Source organism: Rahnella woolbedingensis (assembly GCF_003602095.1).
Classification (GTDB): Bacteria; Pseudomonadota; Gammaproteobacteria; order Enterobacterales; family Enterobacteriaceae; genus Rahnella; species Rahnella woolbedingensis.
In genome coordinates this window covers 110,947-131,887 of sequence record NZ_RAHH01000004.1, presented here as the reverse complement: position 1 = coordinate 131,887, position 20,941 = coordinate 110,947, and the positions used below count along the sequence as shown (strand labels likewise).

Below are 20,941 nucleotides of genomic sequence, written 5' to 3'. Positions count from 1 at the left end.
TCCGCAAAATGAGGTTCAGAAAGCCTGCCCATACCATTCAGATACTGGTTGATATCTGCGAACCGGTGGCTCAGGTCCTGGAGTTTGAAGCAGGCAAACGTCTGGCTCTTTCACAGGCTGAGGAAAACGTGATTTTTCTCGCACAAGGCGGCATACAACTTTACCGGCGGCAAGATGACCTGCTGATTTCTGAAATAGTTGCACCTTATGCATTTGGTATCATGCACAACAGAATAGAAAGCGATTATTATTATATTAAGGCCACAGGACCCACAAAATTCCTCACTCTGCCTTATGATGATTTTATGAAAATTGCCAGAGAGCATGACCTTTGGGAAACCTTATTTATCGTCGCTACCCATACCGTGACCTATTTAATCCGCCGGGATGTGAATCTGATTAACCGCGACCGCTACAATATCGTGAAATCTTACCTGCAGGATCTCAATGAATTGCCGGATGAGAAAAAATCAAAAATGACGGTGACCCAGTATATTGTGCGCCGCTCTGGTCTGTCCCGCAGTGGTGTGATGGGGATACTGTCCGAATTAAAGAAAGGTGGTTATATCGTCCTCAAAGACGGTTATCTGGAATATCTGGCCGATAATATTCCAAACGAATTCTAAACCGGGAAACCCCCGTTCCCCGGTGATATTGCATTACTCTTTCGCCCGTATTTTGCCATCCAGCAGGTTCAGCCGCAGATCGCCTTCCAGCTCCTCTTCCGCTTCTTCAAACAGCAAAATCAGTGCGCCGAAACGCCGCTTGCGACTGGCATTCAGGTTAATAAAATCTATCTCAATCGGCAACGCGATCCCGCCAGTTACCTCATCCCAGAGTGCATCCAGATTCGCGCCAAAGCTGTCGGTCAGTTCAAACTGACGGGCAAACTCGGCGTAGAATGCGGGTAAATCCGGGATGTGATTAAAATCGAAGCTCACTTTATTCATCGACATTACTCCACCCGAACGAAGTTCTGATAATGGTCTTTACTGACGTAAATCAGTCCGTCGCTGGCAAACAGCACGCGGTCAGCACCACGGCGGCCACAGCGATAGTTGATATCTGCTTCACGCCATACCCGTTTATTGGCCGATGGCAGCCGACCTTCCCGGTTTGAGAACCGGTCGCCGCCAATGGCTTTCCCCGGCAACACATCACACAGATTACCTGAACGCGCATCCCAGCCGGCTTCGCGCGCCTTTTTCTTGGTGATATAATTGTCTGGCAGACTGTGATTCTGGCGCAAATAACTCACCACGGCTTGTTCATCCGTGCCCGCAACGATTGTGCCCTGCTTGTATGTCGATTTCGCGACAACGTGCCCGGCCACACCGGACAGCCCCAGAATGACCGCGACTGCCATCATCATTTTGCGCGAACGCAGCCCGTTAAATGCCTTCATTGACGTCCTTTATATTGTCCTTTGTATACAGGCCAGAGTGTAAGCCAGCCATCATCGGTGCCTGTTTATTGTTTCTTAAAAATCGATTTCTGGAAAGCGAGCTTACAGATTTCCTAAATGCAGCGTTTTCACCTGCAAGTATTCTTCCAGCCCCAGCACCGACCCTTCACGCCCCAGACCGGACTCTTTCACGCCGCCAAATGGCGCGGCTTCATTGGAAATCGCGCACTCGTTAATGCCGATCATCCCGCTTTCGATAGCATCCGCGACGCGGAAAATACGCTGCAGATTCTGGCTGTAGAAATACGCCGCCAGCCCGAACGGGGTGTCGTTGGCGCGTTTAATCACTTCCTCTTCCGTTTTGAAACGGAAACAGGCGGCGAGCGGGCCGAAGGTTTCTTCGTGCGCCACTTTCATGTCGTCGGTCGCATTGATAATCACCGTTGGCTGGAAGAAATTGCCACCCAGTTTGTGACGCTGACCGCCTTCCATCAGTTTCGCCCCCTTCTCCAGCGCGTCCTTGACGTGTTCTTCCACTTTTTCCAGGCCTTTGATGTCAATCAGCGGGCCGACAATCACGCCTTCGTCCATACCGTTACCGACTTTCAGCTTGCGCACTTCTTCCACCAGACGCGAAGTGAACGCCTCGTAGACGCCGTCCTGCACATAAATGCGGTTGATGCACACGCACACCTGTCCGGTGTTACGGAATTTACAAGTGATAGCGCCCTTCACGGCGGCTTCGATATCCGCATCATCAAACACAATGTATGGCGCGTTGCCGCCGAGTTCCATCGACACTTTTTTCATGGTGTCGGCGCTGTTACGCACCAGCGTTTTGCCGATGGCGGTCGAGCCAGTAAAGGAGACTTTGCGCACCGCATCGCTTGCCATAATCACTTCGCTGATGGCGCTCGTATCACCCGCCACGCCGTTAATCACCCCGTCCGGCACGCCTGCATCTTTCGCCAGCTGCAACAGCGCAAACGCCGAGAGCGGCGTATTACTGGCCGGTTTGATGAGGCCGGTGCAACCTGCAGCCAGCGCCGGACCGAGTTTGCGGGTCAGCATCGCCAGCGGAAAATTCCACGGTGTGATCGCCGCCACCACGCCGACCGGTTCACGGGTCGCGAGAATGCGCGAACCGGATTTGGCCGGAGGAATGATTTCGCCGTTGGCGCGTTTAGCTTCTTCGCTGAACCATTGCAGATAACTGGCGGCGTAATCGACTTCGCCCAGCGCCTCTTTCAGCGGCTTGCCTTGTTCAGCCACCATCAGCTCGCCGAGGAACTGTTTGTTCTCGAGCATCAGTTCATACCAGCGGTGCAAAATTTCAGAACGTGCTTTGGCGGTGGTTTTGCGCCATGCCGGGAAAGCGTCACTGGCGGCTTTGACGGCGGCTTCTGTTTCCGCTTTTCCGGCCTTTGACACTTTGGCGACCACATCGCCGGTCGCGGGATCCAGCACATCAAATGTGTCTTTCGCTTCCAGCCATTTTCCTCCGACAAAATAGCCGGTTTTGAACAAAGGATGCGCGGAGAGTTTATGAGAATGGGCAGACATGAGGATCCTCCTGATTTAAGCCGTTTTAAGCGATCTGTTAAGTCAGTATAGCGGCTTAGCGGGAAGCGTCTGTCAGACAGCACTGAGAGACACAGATCGCAAAGTGAAATGTCACACGTTCACAATTTAACCTTCCCTCAGTAGACTGCAATGCACTCCACCCATTTTTACAAAGGAAGAAAGCATGTCGACGCGCGAAAAAATGAATATCGGTGAACTCTATACAGACATGGGCGAAGGATTGCCGCAGGAGCGGCGTGACGGCAAAGAGCGGGTTTACGATTACAATCTCACCCGTCCGTCAGAAGAAGAAAAACGCCAGCGGATGCTGAAAGACATCATGGGCAGCCTGGGCGAGAACGGCTGGGTTGAGCCGCCGCTGCGTGTCGCGTATGGCACGCATATTCACATCGGCAATAACTTTTACGCCAACTTCAATCTCACCGTGGTGGATGACGCTACCGTCACCATCGGCGATAACGTGATGTTCGCGCCAAACGTAACGCTGGCAACGGCCGGTCACCCGATCGATCCGGAAATCCGTATCACAGGAGAGCAATTCTCTCTGCCCATCGTCATCGAAGATAACGTCTGGCTGGGCATGGGTGTGATGGTCAATCCGGGGGTAACGATCGGGCGCAACAGCGTGATTGGCGCGGGCAGCGTGGTGACAAAATCCATTCCCGCTGATGTCGTGGCGGCTGGCGTACCCTGCCGTGTAATACGTCCGATCACCGCCGCCGACCGCGAAACGTTCATGAAATAACGTGCAGATTTGACAATAAAACTAAAAAAGGCCGGTGCGTTTAAACACCGGCCTTTTGTTTTTGCAGGCAATTACGCCACAAACGAATGCTGATAACGATGGAGCATCTCTGTCAGACGCCGCACCGGTTCGGTCACTTTCAAAGGCGCGTCGTAATCGACCAGCTTTTGCTGATACTCACCCAGCTCCTTAAGCAGGCGCTGATAATAGTAAGTCCGCTTGCCTTCTCCCGACGCCGAAACCACGTGATCTGCCGTGTTACGGATTTTCTTGTGGAACGCCGACAGCTCATCATTCACCGGTACTTCGGCAAGTTTCATGCGCTGGTGCGCAATAATCAGCATCAGCGCCAGACGGTATTTGCCGATGTCATTCGGAAACATCACCAGCAACTGATTGAGCTGATGATAAAGCGCCGGCAGGTGGTTTTCACGGCGACGGTACGCCTTGGTAGTCAGCGCCGATACCGCGCTGCTCATAAAGCGGTTCAGCAAGGTACGGCCGGTTTTATCGCGGGACTTATCGCGAATAATCAGCAGTACTGCCATCGCGATCACCGTGCCCACCGCCTGCCCCAGCGCGCTGTCGAGAAACGATGTCACGTTGAATTTCATCGGATTACTGAGCACCAGAATATTGATGGTGCCCGCCAGCAAACCGAGCATCCCGAGACGACGCTTGGTTACTTCGATACCAATAAAGAAGGTGAAAATCCCCAGCATCAGACACAGCAGAAACAAACTCTGCTGCGTCGCAGGCATGATCAGCATAAACATGACTGAGCCAACCGGGATCGCCAGCAACATTCCGACGATAAAGTCCATCGCCATGCCTTTCGGATTCGGGGTACGCATCGCCAGCGAAGTCACCACGGCGATGATAATCACGCAGCCGCTGGCCGACGTCCAGCCGGTCCACAGCCACATCAGACAGCCAATGGCGGTCGCGGTGAAAGTGCGCAGACCGTTGATCAGCGCATGATGCCGCTCTGCTGACATCGGACGCACCACAACTTCGCCTTCCAGCACGCCGCTTTCAGTGCTGCTGATGCTGCTGTTGGTCTGAATACCTTTCATCAGCAACAGCGCGCGGGTTCCGGCACCGGTCCAGGCGCTGAGCGTCACCAGCACATTATCACTGTGCGTACCGGTAATAATCTGGCGCAACTGTTTCAGGCGGCGATGAACATCCGCAATAGTTTCTGCCGGTTCAGCAAATAGAGCTCTGAACTCAGGGGACACTCTTTGTGGCATGTCCTGCATAATCAGGTACGTTTCACAGGCCTGAGTGATCATGCTCAGCGAGGTGCTGTGCAGCGCTTTCAGACGCTGATTGCAACGCTGCCAGCGCGAGGATTCCATCATCAGGCTGCCGCGCATACCGTTCAGCGCAGTCGTGCTTTTCACCAGGTTATTCCAGGACTTATCGATTTCTTCCCTGGTCCCGATATTGACGCAAATCCGCATCAGCGCAAACTGATCCAGCATCAGCTGACTGACGGCGCGATCGATGTCTTTTTTGATAGAGCGGGGAGAAAACAGCAGGTCAGCCACGATGGCGCAGCAAATCCCGATTACGATTTCGCTGCACCGCTCAACGGCAAATTGCGGTGTCTGCAATGGCGCACTGGCGGAAGTCACCACAATAATCAGCGCGGTATACCCTGCCAGACCCAGCGCATAGGAGTTCTCAATGCGCACAAGAGAGGACCACCAGGTGCAGACGCCCGCCCAGATACAGCACAAAAGCAGCATCACAACCGGCGCGCGGGCGGTGGAGAGAACAATCACCAGCGCCGCAAGACAGCCGATAAACGTGCCGATAACACGCAGAAAACCACGGTGACGAATAGCACCGGCAAAGGGTTCACCACCTGCCACCATCGCCGGGCCGGAAGTCACAATCGCGGCGGTCATCGCTGACCAGCGCGGTGTCTCGAGTTGCAGATAGAACCCGAGAACCAGAGCGCCGAGGATCGCGAACGTCAGCTTGCAGGCAAAACGTATGCGCGGGATAAGTAAACTATTCATCTTTCCGGCCTTAGCCAAACTCTCTCAGGCGATGCAGGATGCGAAGGAACGGAGAACCTTCATCTTGTTTACGGTCATGCTGGCCGGTGATAACCACGGTCGCGGTCGTCCCTGCCGGATAAGGATGTTGCTGGTCTTCATCATCGAGCAGGATTTTCACCGGCACACGTTGTGCCAGACGTACCCATTCGAGGTTGCTGTCGATGGTCGCCAGACCGTTGGTCGCGGCGGACGAAGAGCTGTTTGTGACCGCAGCAGCGACGCTGTCGACGGTACCGTGCATGATGCGATTACTGCCCAGCGGGGTGATTTCCGCCCGGTCGCCTTTTTTCAGCGCCGGCAGTTTGGTTTCTTCCAGATAGGCGAGAATATAGAAGGAGTTTTTCTTCACCAGTGCCACGGCGGTCGAACCACGGTTAATGTAGTTCCCCGGATGCACGGTGAGGTTAGTGACCCAGCCGTCAGAAGGCGCGACAACCACGGTACGTTCGAGATCCAGTACCGCCAGATCACGCGCAGCTTGCGCCTTTGCCAGCTGATGCTGAGCGGTTTGCAGCACGTTGTTGGCCTGATCGATTTCTTCCTGCGACATAGCCTGCACGCCCAATTTCACACGGCGCCCGGCTTCACGTTTTTTCTCAGAGGCCAGTGCCTGATAATACGCGACATCAGCATTCGCTTCGTCCAGCGCCTGCTGATAGCGCGGCTGGTCGATTTTGAACAGCACCTGGCCTTTTTTCACCAGTTGGTTATCAATCACCGGCACATCAGTGATCAGACCGGTGACATCGGGTGCAATAGATACCACGTCAGCAGTAAATTTGGCATCACGGGTCCACGGAGATTCGGTGTAGAACGCCCAGGCTTTAAAGATTGCGATGACAGCCAGCACGACCAGAATCAACGTTATTGCATAACGTATTATTTTTATAGAGAAATTTTTCACAACGCCCTCAAACGAACAAGCAGGAGATCAGGTAGAAAAGGCAGCAGTACAATGCTGTGTTGAACAACGCCGGATGCCAGACAAAGTCATAGATACCGGTGGGCTGTAACACGCGTCGCACCACGAAAAATATGACCAGCGCCAGCAGTATTTCAAAAAACACCGGAGGAAACGACAATCCGAAAATCACCATTACCGGAAGCAAACTCATCAAAAAATCCTTACATTATCATCAGGAATGGCATTACGACGGTCAGTTTAGCCACGGATAAACGCTCTATTCCCGCGCGCACATTATTCATTATTTTAGGCAACACCACGCGCACCCGGAGATAAATAATTCACTGGGAAATACGAAACGAAGTTGTGGAGTTGCCAGGGAAGTGTGCGAAGGTAAGCATTATGTCAGGAAAACAGAAACCTGAGTTTTATCGCCCGGAAGGGTATATTAGCGTGCTTATTATCAAGTAATCAACATTCTGTGATCTAAATCACTTTTAAGCCAGAGTTAACAATGGACCGATTAAAACGCATGTCGATTTTCGCTCAGGTGGTAGAAAGCGGTTCTTTTACTGCCGCGGCACGACGCCTCGATATGAGCGTTTCCGCCATCAGCCAGACTATTTCAAAGCTGGAAAACGATTTACAAATCAAGTTATTAAACCGAAGTACGCGCAGTATTGGTCTGACAGAGGCTGGCAAGATTTACTATCAGGGATGCAGGAAAATGCTGCACGATGTCCGCGAAGTACATGAACAATTGTATGCCTTCAACAACACCCCGACCGGGACATTGCGCATCGGCAGTTCATCAACAATGGCACAAAATGTTCTTGCTGCGATGACCGCGGAAATGCTCAGCGAATACCCCGGCCTGACGGTGAATCTGGTGACAGGTATTCCCGCCCCCGATTTAATCGCCGACGGGCTGGATGTAGTGATCCGCGTCGGTGCGTTGCAGGATTCCAGCCTGTTCTGCACCCGCTTAGGCTCGATGCCGATGGTGGTATGCGCCGCGCGCAGTTATCTGGCTCAGCACGGCACACCGGAAAAACCGGCGGATATGGTGAATTTCTCGTGGCTGGAATACAGCGTACGTCCCGACAGTGAATTTGAGCTGATCGCGCCTGAAGGAATCTCCACCCGCATTACGCCGCAAGGCCGCTTCGTCACCAACGATTCGCAAACCATGATCCGCTGGCTAAAAGCCGGTGTGGGTATCGCCTATGTGCCGCTGATGTGGGTAATTGAGGAAATTAACGCCGGGGAAGTGGAAATCTTATTCAGTCGCTACCAGTCCGACCCGCGACCGGTCTACGCTCTGTATACCGAAAAGGACAAACTGCCGCTGAAAGTGCAGGTCTGCATTGATTATCTGACGGACTATTTTAAACGGGTGAGTAAGGTGTATCAGGGATACCGGCAGGGGAAAAAGGGGGCGCAGTGGAATTGAATTCGGATCAAACCAAAACTCCACCTGACACCTCCCCTTGTGAAAGGGGAGGGATAACACCAAAATAATCTTCTACTAAGCCGTACCACCCACCGTCAGATTATCCAGTTTCAGGGTTGGCTGACCGACCCCGACGGGCAGGCTCTGGCCTTCTTTGCCGCATACGCCGACGCCTTTATCGAGCGCCAGATCGTTGCCGACCATGGATATCTGCTGCATCGCTTCAATACCAGAGCCAATCAGCGTCGCGCCTTTCACCGGTTTGGTGATGCGGCCTTTTTCGATCAGATAGGCTTCAGAAGTAGAGAACACGAATTTACCCGAGGTGATATCCACCTGACCACCGCCGAAGTTTGGTGCATACAGACCAAATTCCACGCTGCTGATGATATCTTCCGGCGTCGATTTTCCTGCCAGCATGTAGGTGTTGGTCATACGCGGCATCGGCAGATGCGCATAAGATTCACGGCGGCCATTACCGGTCGGCGCAACCCCCATCAGGCGGGCATTCAGCTTGTCCTGCATATAACCTTTCAGCACACCGTTTTCGATCAGTACGTTGTACTGGCCCGGCACACCTTCATCGTCAATCGCCAATGAACCGCGCAGACCCGGGATAGTGCCGTCATCGACGACTGTACACAGTTCTGACGCCACCAGTTTGCCCATCTGACCACTGAAGACAGAGGTGCCGCGACGGTTGAAATCACCTTCCAGACCGTGACCGACCGCTTCGTGCAGCAGCACGCCCGGCCAGCCTGCGCCCAGTACTACCGGCATACCGCCAGCGGGTGCGGCAACAGCGGTCAGGTTCAGCAGCGCCATACGCACGGCGTCACGGGCAAACGCTTCTGCACGGACTTCACCGTTAACAGTTTCGAGGAAGTAATCATAACCGACACGACCGCCGCCGCCGCTTGAGCCACGCTCACGACGTCCGTCCTGTTCGACCAAAACGCTGACGGACAAACGCACCAGCGGACGGATATCCGCCGCCAGCGTGCCATCCGTCGCTGCAACCAGCACGGTTTCGTATACGCCGGTAATGCTGGCACTGACTTCCTGCACGCGCTTATCTGCCGCGCGGGCGATTTTGTCTACACGGTGCAGCAGTTCAATCTTCGCTTCACGCGGCAGGCTTTGCAGCGGATCCAGCGGTGAATAAAGAGATTTGTACGCAATTTCGCCCAGCGTATGCGCTTTGCCATTACCCTGCTCGCGGACAATGCTGCGGGCTGCTGTAGCGCTCAGGTTCAGGGCATTCAGCGTAATCTGATCGGCGTAAGCGAAACCGGTTTTTTCACCGCTGACCGCACGGACGCCAACGCCCTGATCGATATTGTAAGAACCATCTTTGATGATGCTGTCTTCGATAACCCAGGCTTCGTGGAAACTGGACTGGAAAAAGAGATCGGCATAATCAAGGCGACGTTCAGACAACTGGCCCAAAACGGAAAACAAATCCTGATGACTCAGATTATTAGCAGTTAGTAACTGCTCACTTACTAAGGCCAGACTCATAGATGTTCACTCTCTTTTAAGACGAAAATCCGGCGAGCTGAACGTCAAAAAAACGTCAACCCGCCGGACAATCCATTGTTACAAGGTTATTAACAGCCTAACACAGCCCGAACGAGGTTTCCTGCCACCTTCACGGTGATGTTACTGAGCGGCGGCGGCCTTCGGGTGTTCTGCTGGTTTGCGAAGAATTTCGTTGATGTGCGGATCCGCAATGGTGCCGTCAATCTGATAGCGGATCAGAGAAATTTTATTCCACAGTGGCGCCAGCACTTTACTGGCCGCAAATACCGCCACGCCGATCACCGGGTTGATAACAAATGCCGTTGCCACGCCGACGGTAGCAGAAATTTCCGGTGCGATAACGGCTTCCAGATCAAGGCGCTGATTAACAAAGTTCACCTGACCGGTAATAGCAATATCCGCTTCCAGACCGTCAATCAGCAGATCATCAGTATGCATCACACCGTCTTTGATCCACTCCGTCGATTTGATGGAGTCGAAATAGAATCCCTGACCGAAGGTGTCACTGAAATCGAGACGCAGTTTACGCAGCAAGGCGTCGAAACTGACCAGACGCAGCAACTGTCCCGCACGGCCGGTGCCGATATCGGCGATTTCACCTTTGCCTAAGGTGTTCTTCAGCGTGCCATTAAGCGTGCTGATATCCGGCTTCCAGGGGACAGATTTCCAGTGCAGGTCGAAATTGATATCGAATGGCGCGCCTTTCAGCGGCGTGGTAACACCAAAGAATGACATCGCCTGATCGATGTTTTTACCCGTCAGCTTCCCTTTCAGACCGGTGTTTTCGCCTTCGGCGTTCTGCTTCCAGTCGCCCTGAACATTAAGCCGCGCCACGCCGGTGTCGATCAGGCCGTTGCGCAGCATCAGCTGATCGCCCTGCGGAGTGAGATCGGCATTCACTTTGCGGAAGTTTTGTCCGAGGAACCAGCAGGCTTCGCAACGCAGTTGCAGCGCAGGCCAGTTAGCGAAAGAAATCTTACTGGTGGCAAACGGGTTTCCGCCCGGCTGGCTGCTGCTGGCGACATCAGCCACGGTCCATTGCGGATTGAAATATACATATTTCAGATTCGCCAGCCACGGACCGTTGTCATTCATATTCAGCTGGCCGTCAATTTCTTTGCCTTTGGCGATGATTTCCATCCCCTCATTTCCCTGTACCGAGGTCAGGGTCAGGTCATTCCACACCTGTCCGCCCAGTGTCAGCGCAGGCGTGGTGAGGGTTATCTGATGCGGGAAGCTGAAACCCGCCAGTTTGCTGCTGGTGCTCTGTGTCGCTTTATCCGGCGAAAGCAGGCCCAGCCAGTTTTCGCCATCCAGCGGCGGCAGGTTTAACGTCAGGCTGCTGTCTGCCGGTAATGGCGGCGTTTTCTTGGCATTGGCCTGCCAGGAAGCGCGATCCAGTTTCAGCTGTTTGCCCAGTAACCAGCGGCTGTTAAAGCGGTCTTTACCGGCCAGCACGCCTTCCAGATTAAAGCTGTGCAGATCGCCTTTCACATTGACCACCAGCGGCATCGCATGCCCGGCTTTTTTGCTCAGCGGATCCGGTAAGTGACTGCTCACATCTTTCAGATCGGCATTCACATCGACGGTGTAAGTCGGGATACCTTTATGTGGCAGTGTAATATTTACATCGCCTTTCCACGGTGCGCCGCCAGAAATTTTGCTGGCTGCCGCTGCCGGCATACCAGGGATTTTCGCCAGCTGCCAGTTGGCATCCAGACCGACCTGAACTTTAAAGTCATTCGCCAGTTCCTGCGTACTGAACATCACGTTCACCGGCTGGCCGAACCATTCACCGGTAAGACGGTTACTTTGCAGATTGCCATTGTCATAGCTGAACTGACCGCTGAGATGGCTGATTTTGCTGTCCAGCGGCTTAATAAACAGACTGTTGTCGTTTAACGTCACACCGCCGGAAGCGCGAACCATCTCGCCATTCAGCGGAATATCCAGATGTAGGCGACCATTCACTTCGCCGTCAATCTGCAATTCCTGTAGCGCCGAGCCCAGCGAATCATGCAATGGTGTCCCCATGAAGTAGTCGCTGATATCTTTGCCCTGCCCGCGCAAATCTGAATCGATAAACAAGCGTTCCTTCAGGTAATCAGGAATATTAGCAATCACATTATCGCCATCAACATTGCCCAGTTTGGTATGCGCGGCTTTCATAAACAGGCCGTCATTCAGGAAGTCGAGATCGATATCCAGATTGGTGAGCGCTGGCCAGCCCGGCTGGAATTCGAAGGTGGAATGGCGCAGCGGAACCCACACTTCAAACTGCCCTTCGTTCTTTTTAAACGGGAAATCATGCGGATTGCCGTTGAACGTCAGCGTAGCGTTATCCACCTGACCGGCCTGAATGGCGCCACTCAGATAATCCACCAGATGTTTGCCCATCAGCGGCTCAGGGAAATAGCGCCACGCCTGACCGGCGTCATATAAACGGATACCGGCCAGAATATTCAGCCACGGCTGGCCTTCTGCTGGCTGGTGGTAACGGAAATCACCCTTCGCCCACAGCGCGTTGGCTTTAACATCGACATCTTTACCGGACAGCGCCCAGCCGTCCTTGCCGTTGGTCCAGTTAAAGGTGCCGGTCGCTGCACCGATTTCCAGCGGGGCACGGAACATTTCGCCATAAGGTAAAACGCTGTCTTTGAGATTGACTGCCAGCTGACCGCCGGCCACGCTGCCTTTAAGGCTGCCGCTGAAATGGTTTACGCCCGGAAGGAGTTCCCAGCGCTGCCAACTGACATCGTGCCAGCTGGCATCAAAACGGGTCTTATCCAATTGTTTGAGCGGGATATCCAGCGCGAGGCGATCAACATTACCGGCGGGTTTTAAATCCTGCCAGCGTTCCAGCAAGGCCGGAGTCAGGAATGAAATCGCCGGGATCACCGGCCCTAAGCGCTCCAGTTGCAGATTTGTACCGCGGATGCGCAACTCTTCGCTCTGCGAGGGGCCGAGGAAATCGGTGTTTTCAGGAAGATAAAGCGCTTCGAGACGGCCTTTCGGCCACGCCACGCCGTCAGTTTTCAGGTTCAGTTGCTGCGTTCCAATCTGCCAGCCACTTCCCTGACGGCTGCCATGCAACGCCAGATTATCGACATCGAGACGGTGTTCATCGGCACCGGTTTTCCAGGTGGCAAACCCGGTTTTTAGAAGGGCATCACCGGCATAAATATCGCCATTGTGCACCGTCAGCCAGGCAGCGAGGCTGAAGTTAGAACTTTCCAGACCGGTATTGCTGCGCAGCCAACGGCTGAACCAGGGTTTCATATCAATATCATCGGCTTGCAGATATATTTTGCCGTTATTGAGCAAACCGTTTGAGTCATTGAGATCCATACGTAGCTGGACAACGCCATGCTGGCCGTTAAAGCTCGAAAGGCTTAGCTGCCCTTCGGCGCGGTGGCGGTTGCGGGTGTTCAGCCAGGTCAGCTGGGGAATGTCGAATTCCGCGCGCGGGCCGGAAGGCGTAGGGAAGGTAATGCGGCTGTTGCGCAGGTCAAAATGGTCGACCTGACGCAGGAAAATATCGCTGGCACGACCGGGCTTGATGCCGCTGCCTTTATTAGCATGGCCACCGAGCGGGGTATTTAAATCCAGTTGCAGGTTATAGAAGGTGAGATCGCGGAACTGCCAGCGAAAATGCAGGAGTGATTGCCAGACGTCCAGCGCCATGGTGATGCGCTGAACCCGCCATTTGGCATCAGGCATTGTGACCTCCAGGCCACGGATTTCCATGATCGGGCCAAAGGTCTTCCAGCTGGCGCTGATTTGCGACAGTTCTATGGGTACGCCGGTGACCGCCTCTACTTTCCCGACCAGTTGATCCTGAAAGCGGCTAAGCTGCGGCAATGCCAGACGCAAGCCGCTAATCACCAAAGCCACTATCACGACAAGGGTTGCGCTGGTGGTTAATAAAATACCGGGCAGTCGCCTCAAACCTCTCTCCTTGTTTTCCATTCCATGCTGGTTTTCACCCGCACAGACGGCAATGGAAACCCTGAACAATCAGATGCTTCAAGCCAGTCATCCGCAGATCACATCATAACGACGTCGAACTGTTCCTGACTGTAGAGCGGCTCAATTTGCACTTTTACCTGCTTGCCGACGAAGATTTCAACTTCGGCCAGTGCATGGGATTCTTCTCCCTTGAGGGCTTCACCCACGGAAGCCGACGCGTAAACCAGGAAACGGTCGGAATCGTAGGCATGATGCACACGCACGATTTCACGCAGAATTTCATAGCAGACGGTTTCAACGGTTTTCACCGTGCCGCGCGCATGACAGGTCGGGCAATCGCTGCACAGTACATGCTCGACGCTTTCACGCGTGCGTTTACGGGTCATTTCCACCAGTCCGAGCGCTGAGAAACCGTGAACACCGGTTTTCACACGGTCTTTCGACAATGCCTGCTCGAGACTGTGCAATACGCGGCGGCGGTGATCTTCATTCGACATATCAATAAAGTCGATGATGATAATGCCGCCGAGATTCCGCAGGCGCAGCTGACGGGCAATGGCCTGCGTCGCTTCGGTATTGGTGTTGAAAATGGTGTCTTCAAGATTACGATGGCCGACAAATGCACCGGTGTTGATATCCACCGTGGTCATCGCTTCGGTCTGATCGATAATCAGGTAGCCGCCGGATTTGAGTTCCACTTTGCGCTCAAGCGCACGCTGGATTTCATTCTCCACATCGAACAAATCGAAAATAGGCTGCTTGCCGCTGTAATGTTCCAGCTTGCTGGTCATTTCAGGCATGTATTCGCCGGTGAATTCCACCAGCAATTCGTATGTCAGACGGGAATCAACGCGGATCCTGTCCAGCGCTTCGCCGGCAAAATCACGTAAAACACGATGCGCCAGCGCCAGCTCGCCATATAACTTGCACTTGGTTTTGTTGCGACGCTTGCGCTCCATCACCTTGGTCCACAAGCGTTTCAGGTAAGCAGCATCCTGCTTGAGTTCTTCTTCGCCCACGCCTTCGGCGGCGGTTCGGATAATGTAACCACCGTGCTCGTCACAATACTCGGAGACGATGCGCTTGAGACGATCACGTTCCGCTTCACTTTCAATACGCTGCGAAACGCCAACGTGCGAAGCTCCGGGCATGAACACCAGATAGCGGGAAGGCAAGGTAATATCGGTCGTCAGGCGCGCGCCTTTGGTACCCAGCGGATCTTTCACCACCTGCACCATCAGATCCTGACCCTGATGCACCAGCTCTGCGATATCACGGACATGGAAATTTTTCTGCTCATCACGCGCGACACATTCGGTGTGGGGCATGATGTCTGAAGCATGCAAAAATGCTGCTTTTTCAAGGCCGATATCGACAAATGCTGCCTGCATACCCGGCAGAACACGGCTGATACGTCCTTTATAAATGTTGCCGGCAATCCCGCGTTTAGTCTCACGCTCAATATGGATTTCCTGCAGAATGCCACCGTCAATGTAGGCCACGCGGGTTTCAGACGGGGTGACATTGACCAGTAATTCAGCTGTCATGTTTTCTCCTAAGCTCGCGTAAGGCAGAAAATTCATTTAGCAGTTCCTGAGTTTCCACCAGAGGAAGCCCCACAACTGCATAGTAACTGCCGCGAATTTCACGGACGAAACAACCGCCCTTTCCCTGAATACCATAAGCGCCCGCTTTATCCATGGGCTCACCGCTCAGAATATAGTGTGCAATGTCGTCGGAGGATAGTGAACGGAAGGTGACATCGGTCACAACCAACGTATTGAGGCAATCCCGCCGGTCGGCAAACGCAATCGCGGTCATCACCTGATGCTGTCTGCCAGACAATGCTGTAAGCATAACAGCGGCTTGCGCTTCGTCACGTGGCTTTTCCAACACTTTACCGTCAAGTACCACAATGGTATCTGCGCCCAGCACCGGCAAATCCTCTGCCGCGACGGCGACACCGGCCTGCGCTTTATCTTTTGCCAACCGCAAAACATAATCTTGCGGCGCTTCACCGGGCTGACGTTCTTCTGCCACGTCCGTAGACAGGCGCTCGAAAGGCAGTTCCAGCAAAGTGAGTAATTCACGGCGGCGCGGCGACCCGGAGGCCAGATAAAGTGCGGTCATAACACCCTCATTGCACGGCAAACTGACGACGAATTTTACGCATCAGCAGGAACAGCCATGGCCACAGAATACCGTCAACCACACTACTCCAGAAAACTTCAGGCCGGAACGAAACGTTGACGACCAGGAATTCACCCCAGAACACCATCACGTCCACGGCCAGTGAAAGCACCATCACAATCAGCGCCTGTTGCCAGAGCGCCAGATTGCGGAATAACTGGAATTTGAACGCAACCAGATAGGCGGCGATGGCAAATGCCAGCGCCCTGATACCCAGCGTCGATCCCAGGATTAAGTCCATGATGAAACCGACAATAAAACCGGTACCCACGTTGACGCGATGCGGTAATGCCATCACCCAGTAAATCAGGATCAGCATCAGCCATGACGGCCTGAACATGTAAATCTGTTCCGGCCACGGCATTACCTGCAGCAGCATGGCTATTAAGAAGGATAGCCAAATAATCCAACGCCCGTGGCTCCGGTAACTGTTCATCGTGTCGCTCCCTGCACAGCAGGTGTGCTGACAGGTGCGGTCACCGTGCCGGTAGCCGGTGGCGGAACCGGTGCCGGAGGGCCCATATCACCCGGAGGTGGCAGGACTTGCGGCATCATCTGCATCAGACGCTCATTAGCAACGCGATGAACTTCATCCGGCGGCAGCGGGTGCTCGCCATTACGGTCAGAACCCCACAACAGCAGCAAATAACGCAGACGTTGCAGACCGGCGGTCGGACGCGCCTGAATCACGGTATAAGCACGCTGGTTATCCACTTTGACAGAAGACACCACACCTACCGGATACCCTTCAGGGAAACGGCCGCCAAGACCGGATGTAACCAGCACATCGCCGACACGAATGTCGGTATTGCTTGGCAGATGCTCAAGTTGCAGGTCATCCGCACAGCCGCTACCGGCTGCAATCACGCGGATGTCGTTACGCAGCACCTGAATCGGTAATGCGTGTGAAGCATCACAAATCAGCAATACGCGGCTGGTCAGTGCGGCAACGGCAACAACCTGACCGACAACACCTTTGTCGCTGATGACGGGCTGACCAATATACACACCGCTGTTGCTGCCTTTGTCGATCACCACCTGATCACTGTAGGGATCATTACTGGTAGACAGAACCTGCGTCACCATTTTGTGCTCGTCCTGACGCAACGGTGATCCCAGCAGTTCGCGCAGACGGGCGTTTTCTTGTTTGTATTGGCCGAGCATCATCAGATCGCTGTTTTTCAGCAACAGTTCCTGACGCAGAGCGCGGTTTTCGAGCTCCATCTGACCACGAGTGGCAAATGTAGAAGAGACCTGATCTAAGAATTCACGCGGGGCATTGGACAAAAAATAGAAGGGACTGACGGCAGTATCCATATAGGTGCGAATTTTAACAAACGTACCTATTTTACTGTCGGCAACAATCAAGACAATGGCCGTGAGAATAGCCAAAAAAAGTCGCAGTTGCAGGGAAGGTCCCCTGCTAAAAATTGGCTTCATAAAATATGCGAGTTCCTCGGCAACAGAAGGTTTCAGCCAGTCGAAGTAAAGACTTCCCCTGACAGAAAAGGCGGCAATCTCATGGGATAGACAAAACACCGGCAAAGCGTTTATCGCTCGGCCAGTGTTTGCACGGATCCACATTGAACACTGCACACTTCACGTTGCAGGTTTTACCTGACGGACAACCACCTTTCCGGGCAGACTGATTTTGTTAACTACGGCAAGACCTGCTTACCGCAAGCCCTGCCCAAAACCATAAGTCTTCGCTCAGATTACTCTTCGCTGAATAAGTCGCCGCCGTGCATGTCGATCATTTCTAATGCTTTACCACCGCCGCGGGCTACACAAGTCAGCGGATCTTCTGCGACGACCACCGGAATACCGGTTTCTTCCATCAGCAGGCGATCAAGGTTACGCAGTAATGCGCCACCGCCGGTCAGCACCATGCCGCGTTCGGAAATATCAGAAGCCAGCTCCGGCGGACACTGTTCCAGTGCAACCATCACCGCGCTGACGATACCCGTCAGCGGTTCCTGCAAGGCTTCCAGGATTTCGTTGGAGTTCAGCGTGAAACCACGTGGAACACCTTCAGCCAGGTTACGGCCACGCACTTCGATTTCGTGCACTTCATCGCCCGGATACGCAGAACCGATGCTGTGTTTGATACGTTCGGCAGTCGCTTCACCAATCAGTGAACCGTAGTTACGACGTACGTAGTTAATGATAGCTTCGTCGAAACGGTCACCACCAATACGTACAGAAGAAGAGTAAACCACGCCGTTCAGGGAGATCACCGCCACTTCAGTCGTACCACCACCGATATCCACCACCATTGAACCGGTCGCTTCAGATACTGGCAGGCCTGCACCGATTGCCGCAGCCATCGGTTCTTCAATCAGGAACACTTCACGAGCGCCTGCACCTTGTGCAGATTCACGGATAGCACGGCGTTCAACTTGCGTTGCACCGACTGGCACACACACCAGCACGCGCGGACTTGGGCGCATGAAGCTGTTGCTGTGAACTTGCTTGATGAAGTGTTGCAGCATTTTCTCAGTCACGAAGAAGTCAGCGATAACGCCGTCTTTCATTGGACGAATAGCTGCGATATTGCCGGGAGTACGCCCCAGCATCTGTTTTGCGTCGTGACCAACAGCAGCGACGCTTTTAGGTGAACCAGCACGATCCTGACGAATAGCCACTACAGATGGCTCATTCAGCACGATGCCTTGTCCTTTTACATAGATAAGGGTATTGGCGGTACCCAGGTCGATGGACAAGTCGTTGGAAAACATGCCACGAAATTTCTTAAACATAACGAAAGGATAATCCTGCTAGCTGGGGGCGAAAAATAAAATCCGCCTACTTTACCAACCACGCGAAGCAGCGACAAGGCGCAAAAACGTCCTGCTTCCGTGAAAATAGTCAGCGATGTCGCCATTCACTTGTTGTTACTTTTTGAGGCTGATGGCACTGCGACAAAATTCTGTATCGCAGGCTCGGTTTACCTCGGGCAGGCACCCAGGCGAAGTAGCAACACCGCACATAAATTCTTACACTTTTACCGAAATTTTCCGCTTATCTGCGGCCTGATAACAAGCACCGGAGGCCAGGCAAGGGAGTCGGTCAAAAGCTGGCTCATTCTACGTTAAATAATCCCATAACGGTCACTTAAACATCGCGGTTATGTGAATATTTTTTACCGACCGGTTCAACAGGCTCCGGCACCGCAAATAAATCGCCCTGACCGCCGTGGATCCCGCTTTTCAACAGGACTGCCCACTCCTCTTTTGTCCTCACTCCGCTGGCAAAAACCAAGGCCTGAGTTCCTTCACACGCGCTGATCAAACTTTGTACAAAAAGCTGATTTTCAACCCTTTTATCAATATCACGCACTAACCCCGGGTGAAGCTTGACTCTTTCCACCGGGAAAGTTTTCAGATAAGAGGTACTGACGACCGACAAACCCGCCTGCGTAACAGCCAGACGACAGCCTAAACCTTGCAATAATCTGATCGCCGGACGCAGTCGGTCGGTATGTTGACAGAGATCTGCCTCTGCAAGTTCAATCAAAATTCGATTTCGTTGTGTTCTTTCGCACTGAAGCAGCGTATCTCGCAGCCAGCGAACAAATGAGCGCTGCAATAATGAATCAACCGTCATGTGAAATGCCAACGTTTCATCCGGCCAGCGGTTAAGTAACGGAATAATCTGACTTAACATCACCCGATCAAAGCTTTGTGACAGGCCAAACTGTACCACCAGAGGAATAAATTCAGCAGCCAACAGCTCCTGTTCTCCGTCAAAGACACGGCGCTGGACTTCCCGATGATCAAGTTTACCCTCTTTAGAGAAAGAAGGTTTCTGGTATAAACGTGGCCCGCCGCGCGCCAGGGTATTTTCCAGCAAAGTGCGCCAGCGAACGCTGCCCCTGCCCTTTTCCGGCACATTTTTATCGTAGATAAACCAGCTGTTACTGCCCTGGAAAGCCGCATGGCGTGTGGCCTGCTCGACCATATCCATCACCTGATCCGGCGTTTGCCCGAAACGGTACGCGCTGATGCCAATGTACATCAACGCATCGCGGTCGAGCAGCGAAGACGTCGGCAACACGCCCAGCGCATTAACCAGCTGAGCCGCCATGACTTCTGCTTCTTTCAGGGTGCGGTGCGGCAGCAGTACGGCAAAATCACTGTGGAAATAGCGCGCCAGCAAAGCATCAACGTGGCGCATGACAAACGTCGACAATAAATTCACCATCGCCGAGCGTAATTCATCAACCACCGCCTGACCGTGGGTTTCGCGCATCAGATCGAAATCAGGCAAACGCAACAGCATCACCACGCCATGCGCGCCCTTTTCTTCCAGCTGCGTGGCGAGCTGATTATCAAAAAACAGGCGGTTACTCAGCCCGGTTTGTGCGTCCTGCTGAGCATACGCGCGGATCAGCGTATCCACCCGGCTGCGCTGTTCGCGGGCCTCATTCAGGTCGGTCAGCAACATATCAATAGCACTGCTGGCAGAATGCGGCCATTCGCCGACATCACCGGTCAGTCCCTCGCGTTCACCGCGTAAAATCCGCACCGCGCGGTCTTCCAGTTTTTCCACGCCGTCGGTTTCCTGGCGCAGCCAGCGGAAGCTGAGCAACAGCATGCCGAGCATCGCCAGAATGGCGAGACCAATAGCAAATGTTGAGCGCAGGGAACGGATATAAGTGCTGACGGGATCGATATACGACATTTGCAGAGACATCGAATGGTTCTGCATCAGCGGATAAATTGCCGTGTCATATTCAGGCATTACGCTGTCCCAGGAGCGGTGCATATTGGGACTTTCGTGATATTCATAAATGGTGGTGTTATTGATTTTGACTTCAATATCAGTGACATCAAGCATGCGCATCGCCTGCGGTAACCAGCGCTGGGCTTCTGCGGGAGTATGGGTCAGGAGCGCCTGATCATACGTTGTTGCCAGCGCCTGAAGATGCTGCTTTGTGCTTTGTTTATTGAGATAGAGAAAACTAAAAGTGACGCCCAGCAACATCAACAGCATTGCCAGCGCGACTAACATCGAAATCAGTGCCGATAGTCTGGTAGTAAATCGCATCCCTGTGCCTTACTCGCTACGGTTAGAT

Annotated in this window: 17 protein-coding genes; 3 read left to right on the top strand and 14 right to left on the bottom strand. The window is 53.4% G+C overall.

Annotated elements, in window-relative coordinates:
* Window positions 1-8 precede the first annotated feature (8 nt).
* Window positions 9-626 (top strand): helix-turn-helix domain-containing protein, encoded by a 618-nt coding sequence (locus tag D6C13_RS04125; RefSeq protein ID WP_120131563.1) that lies wholly within the window; start codon window positions 9-11, stop codon window positions 624-626.
* A 33-nt stretch (window positions 627-659) separates the two neighbouring features.
* On the opposite strand, the gene D6C13_RS04120 is transcribed toward D6C13_RS04125, so the two are convergent.
* The 3 genes from D6C13_RS04120 to D6C13_RS04110 form a co-directional block, all read right to left on the bottom strand.
* Complete coding sequence (locus tag D6C13_RS04120) at window positions 660-950, bottom strand: barstar family protein (protein ID WP_120131562.1); 291 nt, start codon at window positions 948-950, stop codon at window positions 660-662.
* A 5-nt stretch (window positions 951-955) separates the two neighbouring features.
* On the bottom strand, window positions 956-1,405 hold the full coding sequence (locus tag D6C13_RS04115; RefSeq protein ID WP_120131561.1) for a ribonuclease domain-containing protein: 450 nt from the start codon (window positions 1,403-1,405) through the stop codon (window positions 956-958).
* A gap of 102 nt (window positions 1,406-1,507) precedes the next feature.
* Complete coding sequence (locus D6C13_RS04110; protein ID WP_120131560.1) at window positions 1,508-2,968, bottom strand: NAD-dependent succinate-semialdehyde dehydrogenase; 1,461 nt, start codon at window positions 2,966-2,968, stop codon at window positions 1,508-1,510.
* Between the two features lie 184 nt (window positions 2,969-3,152).
* Between D6C13_RS04110 and D6C13_RS04105 the strand changes: the two genes are divergently transcribed.
* Complete coding sequence (locus D6C13_RS04105) at window positions 3,153-3,734, top strand: maltose acetyltransferase domain-containing protein (RefSeq protein WP_120131559.1); 582 nt, start codon at window positions 3,153-3,155, stop codon at window positions 3,732-3,734.
* A gap of 71 nt (window positions 3,735-3,805) precedes the next feature.
* Here the strand turns inward: D6C13_RS04105 and aaeB are convergent, their stop codons facing one another.
* Genes aaeB through aaeX form a run of 3 tightly spaced genes read right to left on the bottom strand, consistent with a single transcriptional unit; the run spans window position 3,806 to window position 6,921 of the window.
* Window positions 3,806-5,764, bottom strand: coding sequence for a p-hydroxybenzoic acid efflux pump subunit AaeB (gene aaeB, locus D6C13_RS04100; RefSeq protein WP_120131558.1), 1,959 nt, complete (start codon window positions 5,762-5,764; stop codon window positions 3,806-3,808).
* A 10-nt stretch (window positions 5,765-5,774) separates the two neighbouring features.
* Window positions 5,775-6,710 (bottom strand): p-hydroxybenzoic acid efflux pump subunit AaeA, encoded by a 936-nt coding sequence (aaeA, locus tag D6C13_RS04095; protein ID WP_120131557.1) that lies wholly within the window; start codon window positions 6,708-6,710, stop codon window positions 5,775-5,777.
* A 7-nt stretch (window positions 6,711-6,717) separates the two neighbouring features.
* Window positions 6,718-6,921: a p-hydroxybenzoic acid efflux pump operon protein AaeX gene (gene aaeX, locus D6C13_RS04090; RefSeq protein ID WP_120131556.1), complete on the bottom strand. Its 204-nt coding sequence runs from the start codon at window positions 6,919-6,921 to the stop codon at window positions 6,718-6,720.
* A 303-nt stretch (window positions 6,922-7,224) separates the two neighbouring features.
* On the opposite strand from aaeX, the gene aaeR reads away from it, so the two are divergent.
* Complete coding sequence (gene aaeR / locus D6C13_RS04085; protein WP_120131555.1) at window positions 7,225-8,163, top strand: HTH-type transcriptional activator AaeR; 939 nt, start codon at window positions 7,225-7,227, stop codon at window positions 8,161-8,163.
* A gap of 75 nt (window positions 8,164-8,238) precedes the next feature.
* On the opposite strand, the gene tldD is transcribed toward aaeR, so the two are convergent.
* From tldD to csrD, 8 genes are all read right to left on the bottom strand, one after another.
* Window positions 8,239-9,684: a metalloprotease TldD gene (gene tldD / locus D6C13_RS04080; RefSeq protein ID WP_120131554.1), complete on the bottom strand. Its 1,446-nt coding sequence runs from the start codon at window positions 9,682-9,684 to the stop codon at window positions 8,239-8,241.
* Between the two features lie 141 nt (window positions 9,685-9,825).
* The gene (gene yhdP, locus D6C13_RS04075; protein WP_120131553.1) at window positions 9,826-13,653 is read right to left on the bottom strand and encodes an AsmA2 domain-containing protein YhdP; all 3,828 of its coding nucleotides are present in this window, start codon (window positions 13,651-13,653) and stop codon (window positions 9,826-9,828) included.
* Window positions 13,654-13,751: 98 nt separating this feature from the next.
* Window positions 13,752-15,221: a ribonuclease G gene (rng, locus tag D6C13_RS04070; RefSeq protein WP_120131552.1), complete on the bottom strand. Its 1,470-nt coding sequence runs from the start codon at window positions 15,219-15,221 to the stop codon at window positions 13,752-13,754.
* The gene (locus D6C13_RS04065) at window positions 15,211-15,804 is read right to left on the bottom strand and encodes a Maf family protein (RefSeq protein WP_120131551.1); all 594 of its coding nucleotides are present in this window, start codon (window positions 15,802-15,804) and stop codon (window positions 15,211-15,213) included. The genes rng and D6C13_RS04065 overlap by 11 nt, the downstream gene beginning before the upstream one ends.
* Window positions 15,805-15,811: 7 nt before the next feature.
* Window positions 15,812-16,300 (bottom strand): rod shape-determining protein MreD, encoded by a 489-nt coding sequence (gene mreD, locus D6C13_RS04060; protein ID WP_120131550.1) that lies wholly within the window; start codon window positions 16,298-16,300, stop codon window positions 15,812-15,814.
* Window positions 16,297-17,304 (bottom strand): rod shape-determining protein MreC, encoded by a 1,008-nt coding sequence (mreC, locus tag D6C13_RS04055; RefSeq protein ID WP_120131549.1) that lies wholly within the window; start codon window positions 17,302-17,304, stop codon window positions 16,297-16,299. The genes mreD and mreC overlap by 4 nt, the downstream gene beginning before the upstream one ends.
* Before the next feature lie 275 nt (window positions 17,305-17,579).
* Window positions 17,580-18,623: a rod shape-determining protein MreB gene (gene mreB / locus D6C13_RS04050; protein ID WP_013577291.1), complete on the bottom strand. Its 1,044-nt coding sequence runs from the start codon at window positions 18,621-18,623 to the stop codon at window positions 17,580-17,582.
* A gap of 355 nt (window positions 18,624-18,978) precedes the next feature.
* Complete coding sequence (gene csrD, locus D6C13_RS04045) at window positions 18,979-20,913, bottom strand: RNase E specificity factor CsrD (RefSeq protein ID WP_120131548.1); 1,935 nt, start codon at window positions 20,911-20,913, stop codon at window positions 18,979-18,981.
* Window positions 20,914-20,941: the final 28 nt, after the last annotated feature.

Bases quoted from the DNA above. Each gene is read 5' to 3' on its own strand.
- D6C13_RS04125 (WP_120131563.1), top strand. From the start codon at position 9: ATGAGGTTCAGAAAGCCTGCCCATACCATTCAGATACTGGTTGATATC.
- D6C13_RS04120 (WP_120131562.1), bottom strand. From the start codon at position 950: ATGAATAAAGTGAGCTTCGATTTTAATCACATCCCGGATTTACCCGCA.
- D6C13_RS04115 (WP_120131561.1), bottom strand. From the start codon at position 1,405: ATGAAGGCATTTAACGGGCTGCGTTCGCGCAAAATGATGATGGCAGTC.
- D6C13_RS04110 (WP_120131560.1), bottom strand. From the start codon at position 2,968: ATGTCTGCCCATTCTCATAAACTCTCCGCGCATCCTTTGTTCAAAACC.
- D6C13_RS04105 (WP_120131559.1), top strand. From the start codon at position 3,153: ATGTCGACGCGCGAAAAAATGAATATCGGTGAACTCTATACAGACATG.
- aaeB (WP_120131558.1), bottom strand. From the start codon at position 5,764: ATGAATAGTTTACTTATCCCGCGCATACGTTTTGCCTGCAAGCTGACG.
- aaeX (WP_120131556.1), bottom strand. From the start codon at position 6,921: ATGAGTTTGCTTCCGGTAATGGTGATTTTCGGATTGTCGTTTCCTCCG.
- aaeR (WP_120131555.1), top strand. From the start codon at position 7,225: ATGGACCGATTAAAACGCATGTCGATTTTCGCTCAGGTGGTAGAAAGC.
- tldD (WP_120131554.1), bottom strand. From the start codon at position 9,684: ATGAGTCTGGCCTTAGTAAGTGAGCAGTTACTAACTGCTAATAATCTG.
- rng (WP_120131552.1), bottom strand. From the start codon at position 15,221: ATGACAGCTGAATTACTGGTCAATGTCACCCCGTCTGAAACCCGCGTG.
- D6C13_RS04065 (WP_120131551.1), bottom strand. From the start codon at position 15,804: ATGACCGCACTTTATCTGGCCTCCGGGTCGCCGCGCCGCCGTGAATTA.
- mreD (WP_120131550.1), bottom strand. From the start codon at position 16,300: ATGAACAGTTACCGGAGCCACGGGCGTTGGATTATTTGGCTATCCTTC.
- mreC (WP_120131549.1), bottom strand. From the start codon at position 17,304: ATGAAGCCAATTTTTAGCAGGGGACCTTCCCTGCAACTGCGACTTTTT.
- mreB (WP_013577291.1), bottom strand. From the start codon at position 18,623: ATGTTTAAGAAATTTCGTGGCATGTTTTCCAACGACTTGTCCATCGAC.
- csrD (WP_120131548.1), bottom strand. From the start codon at position 20,913: ATGCGATTTACTACCAGACTATCGGCACTGATTTCGATGTTAGTCGCG.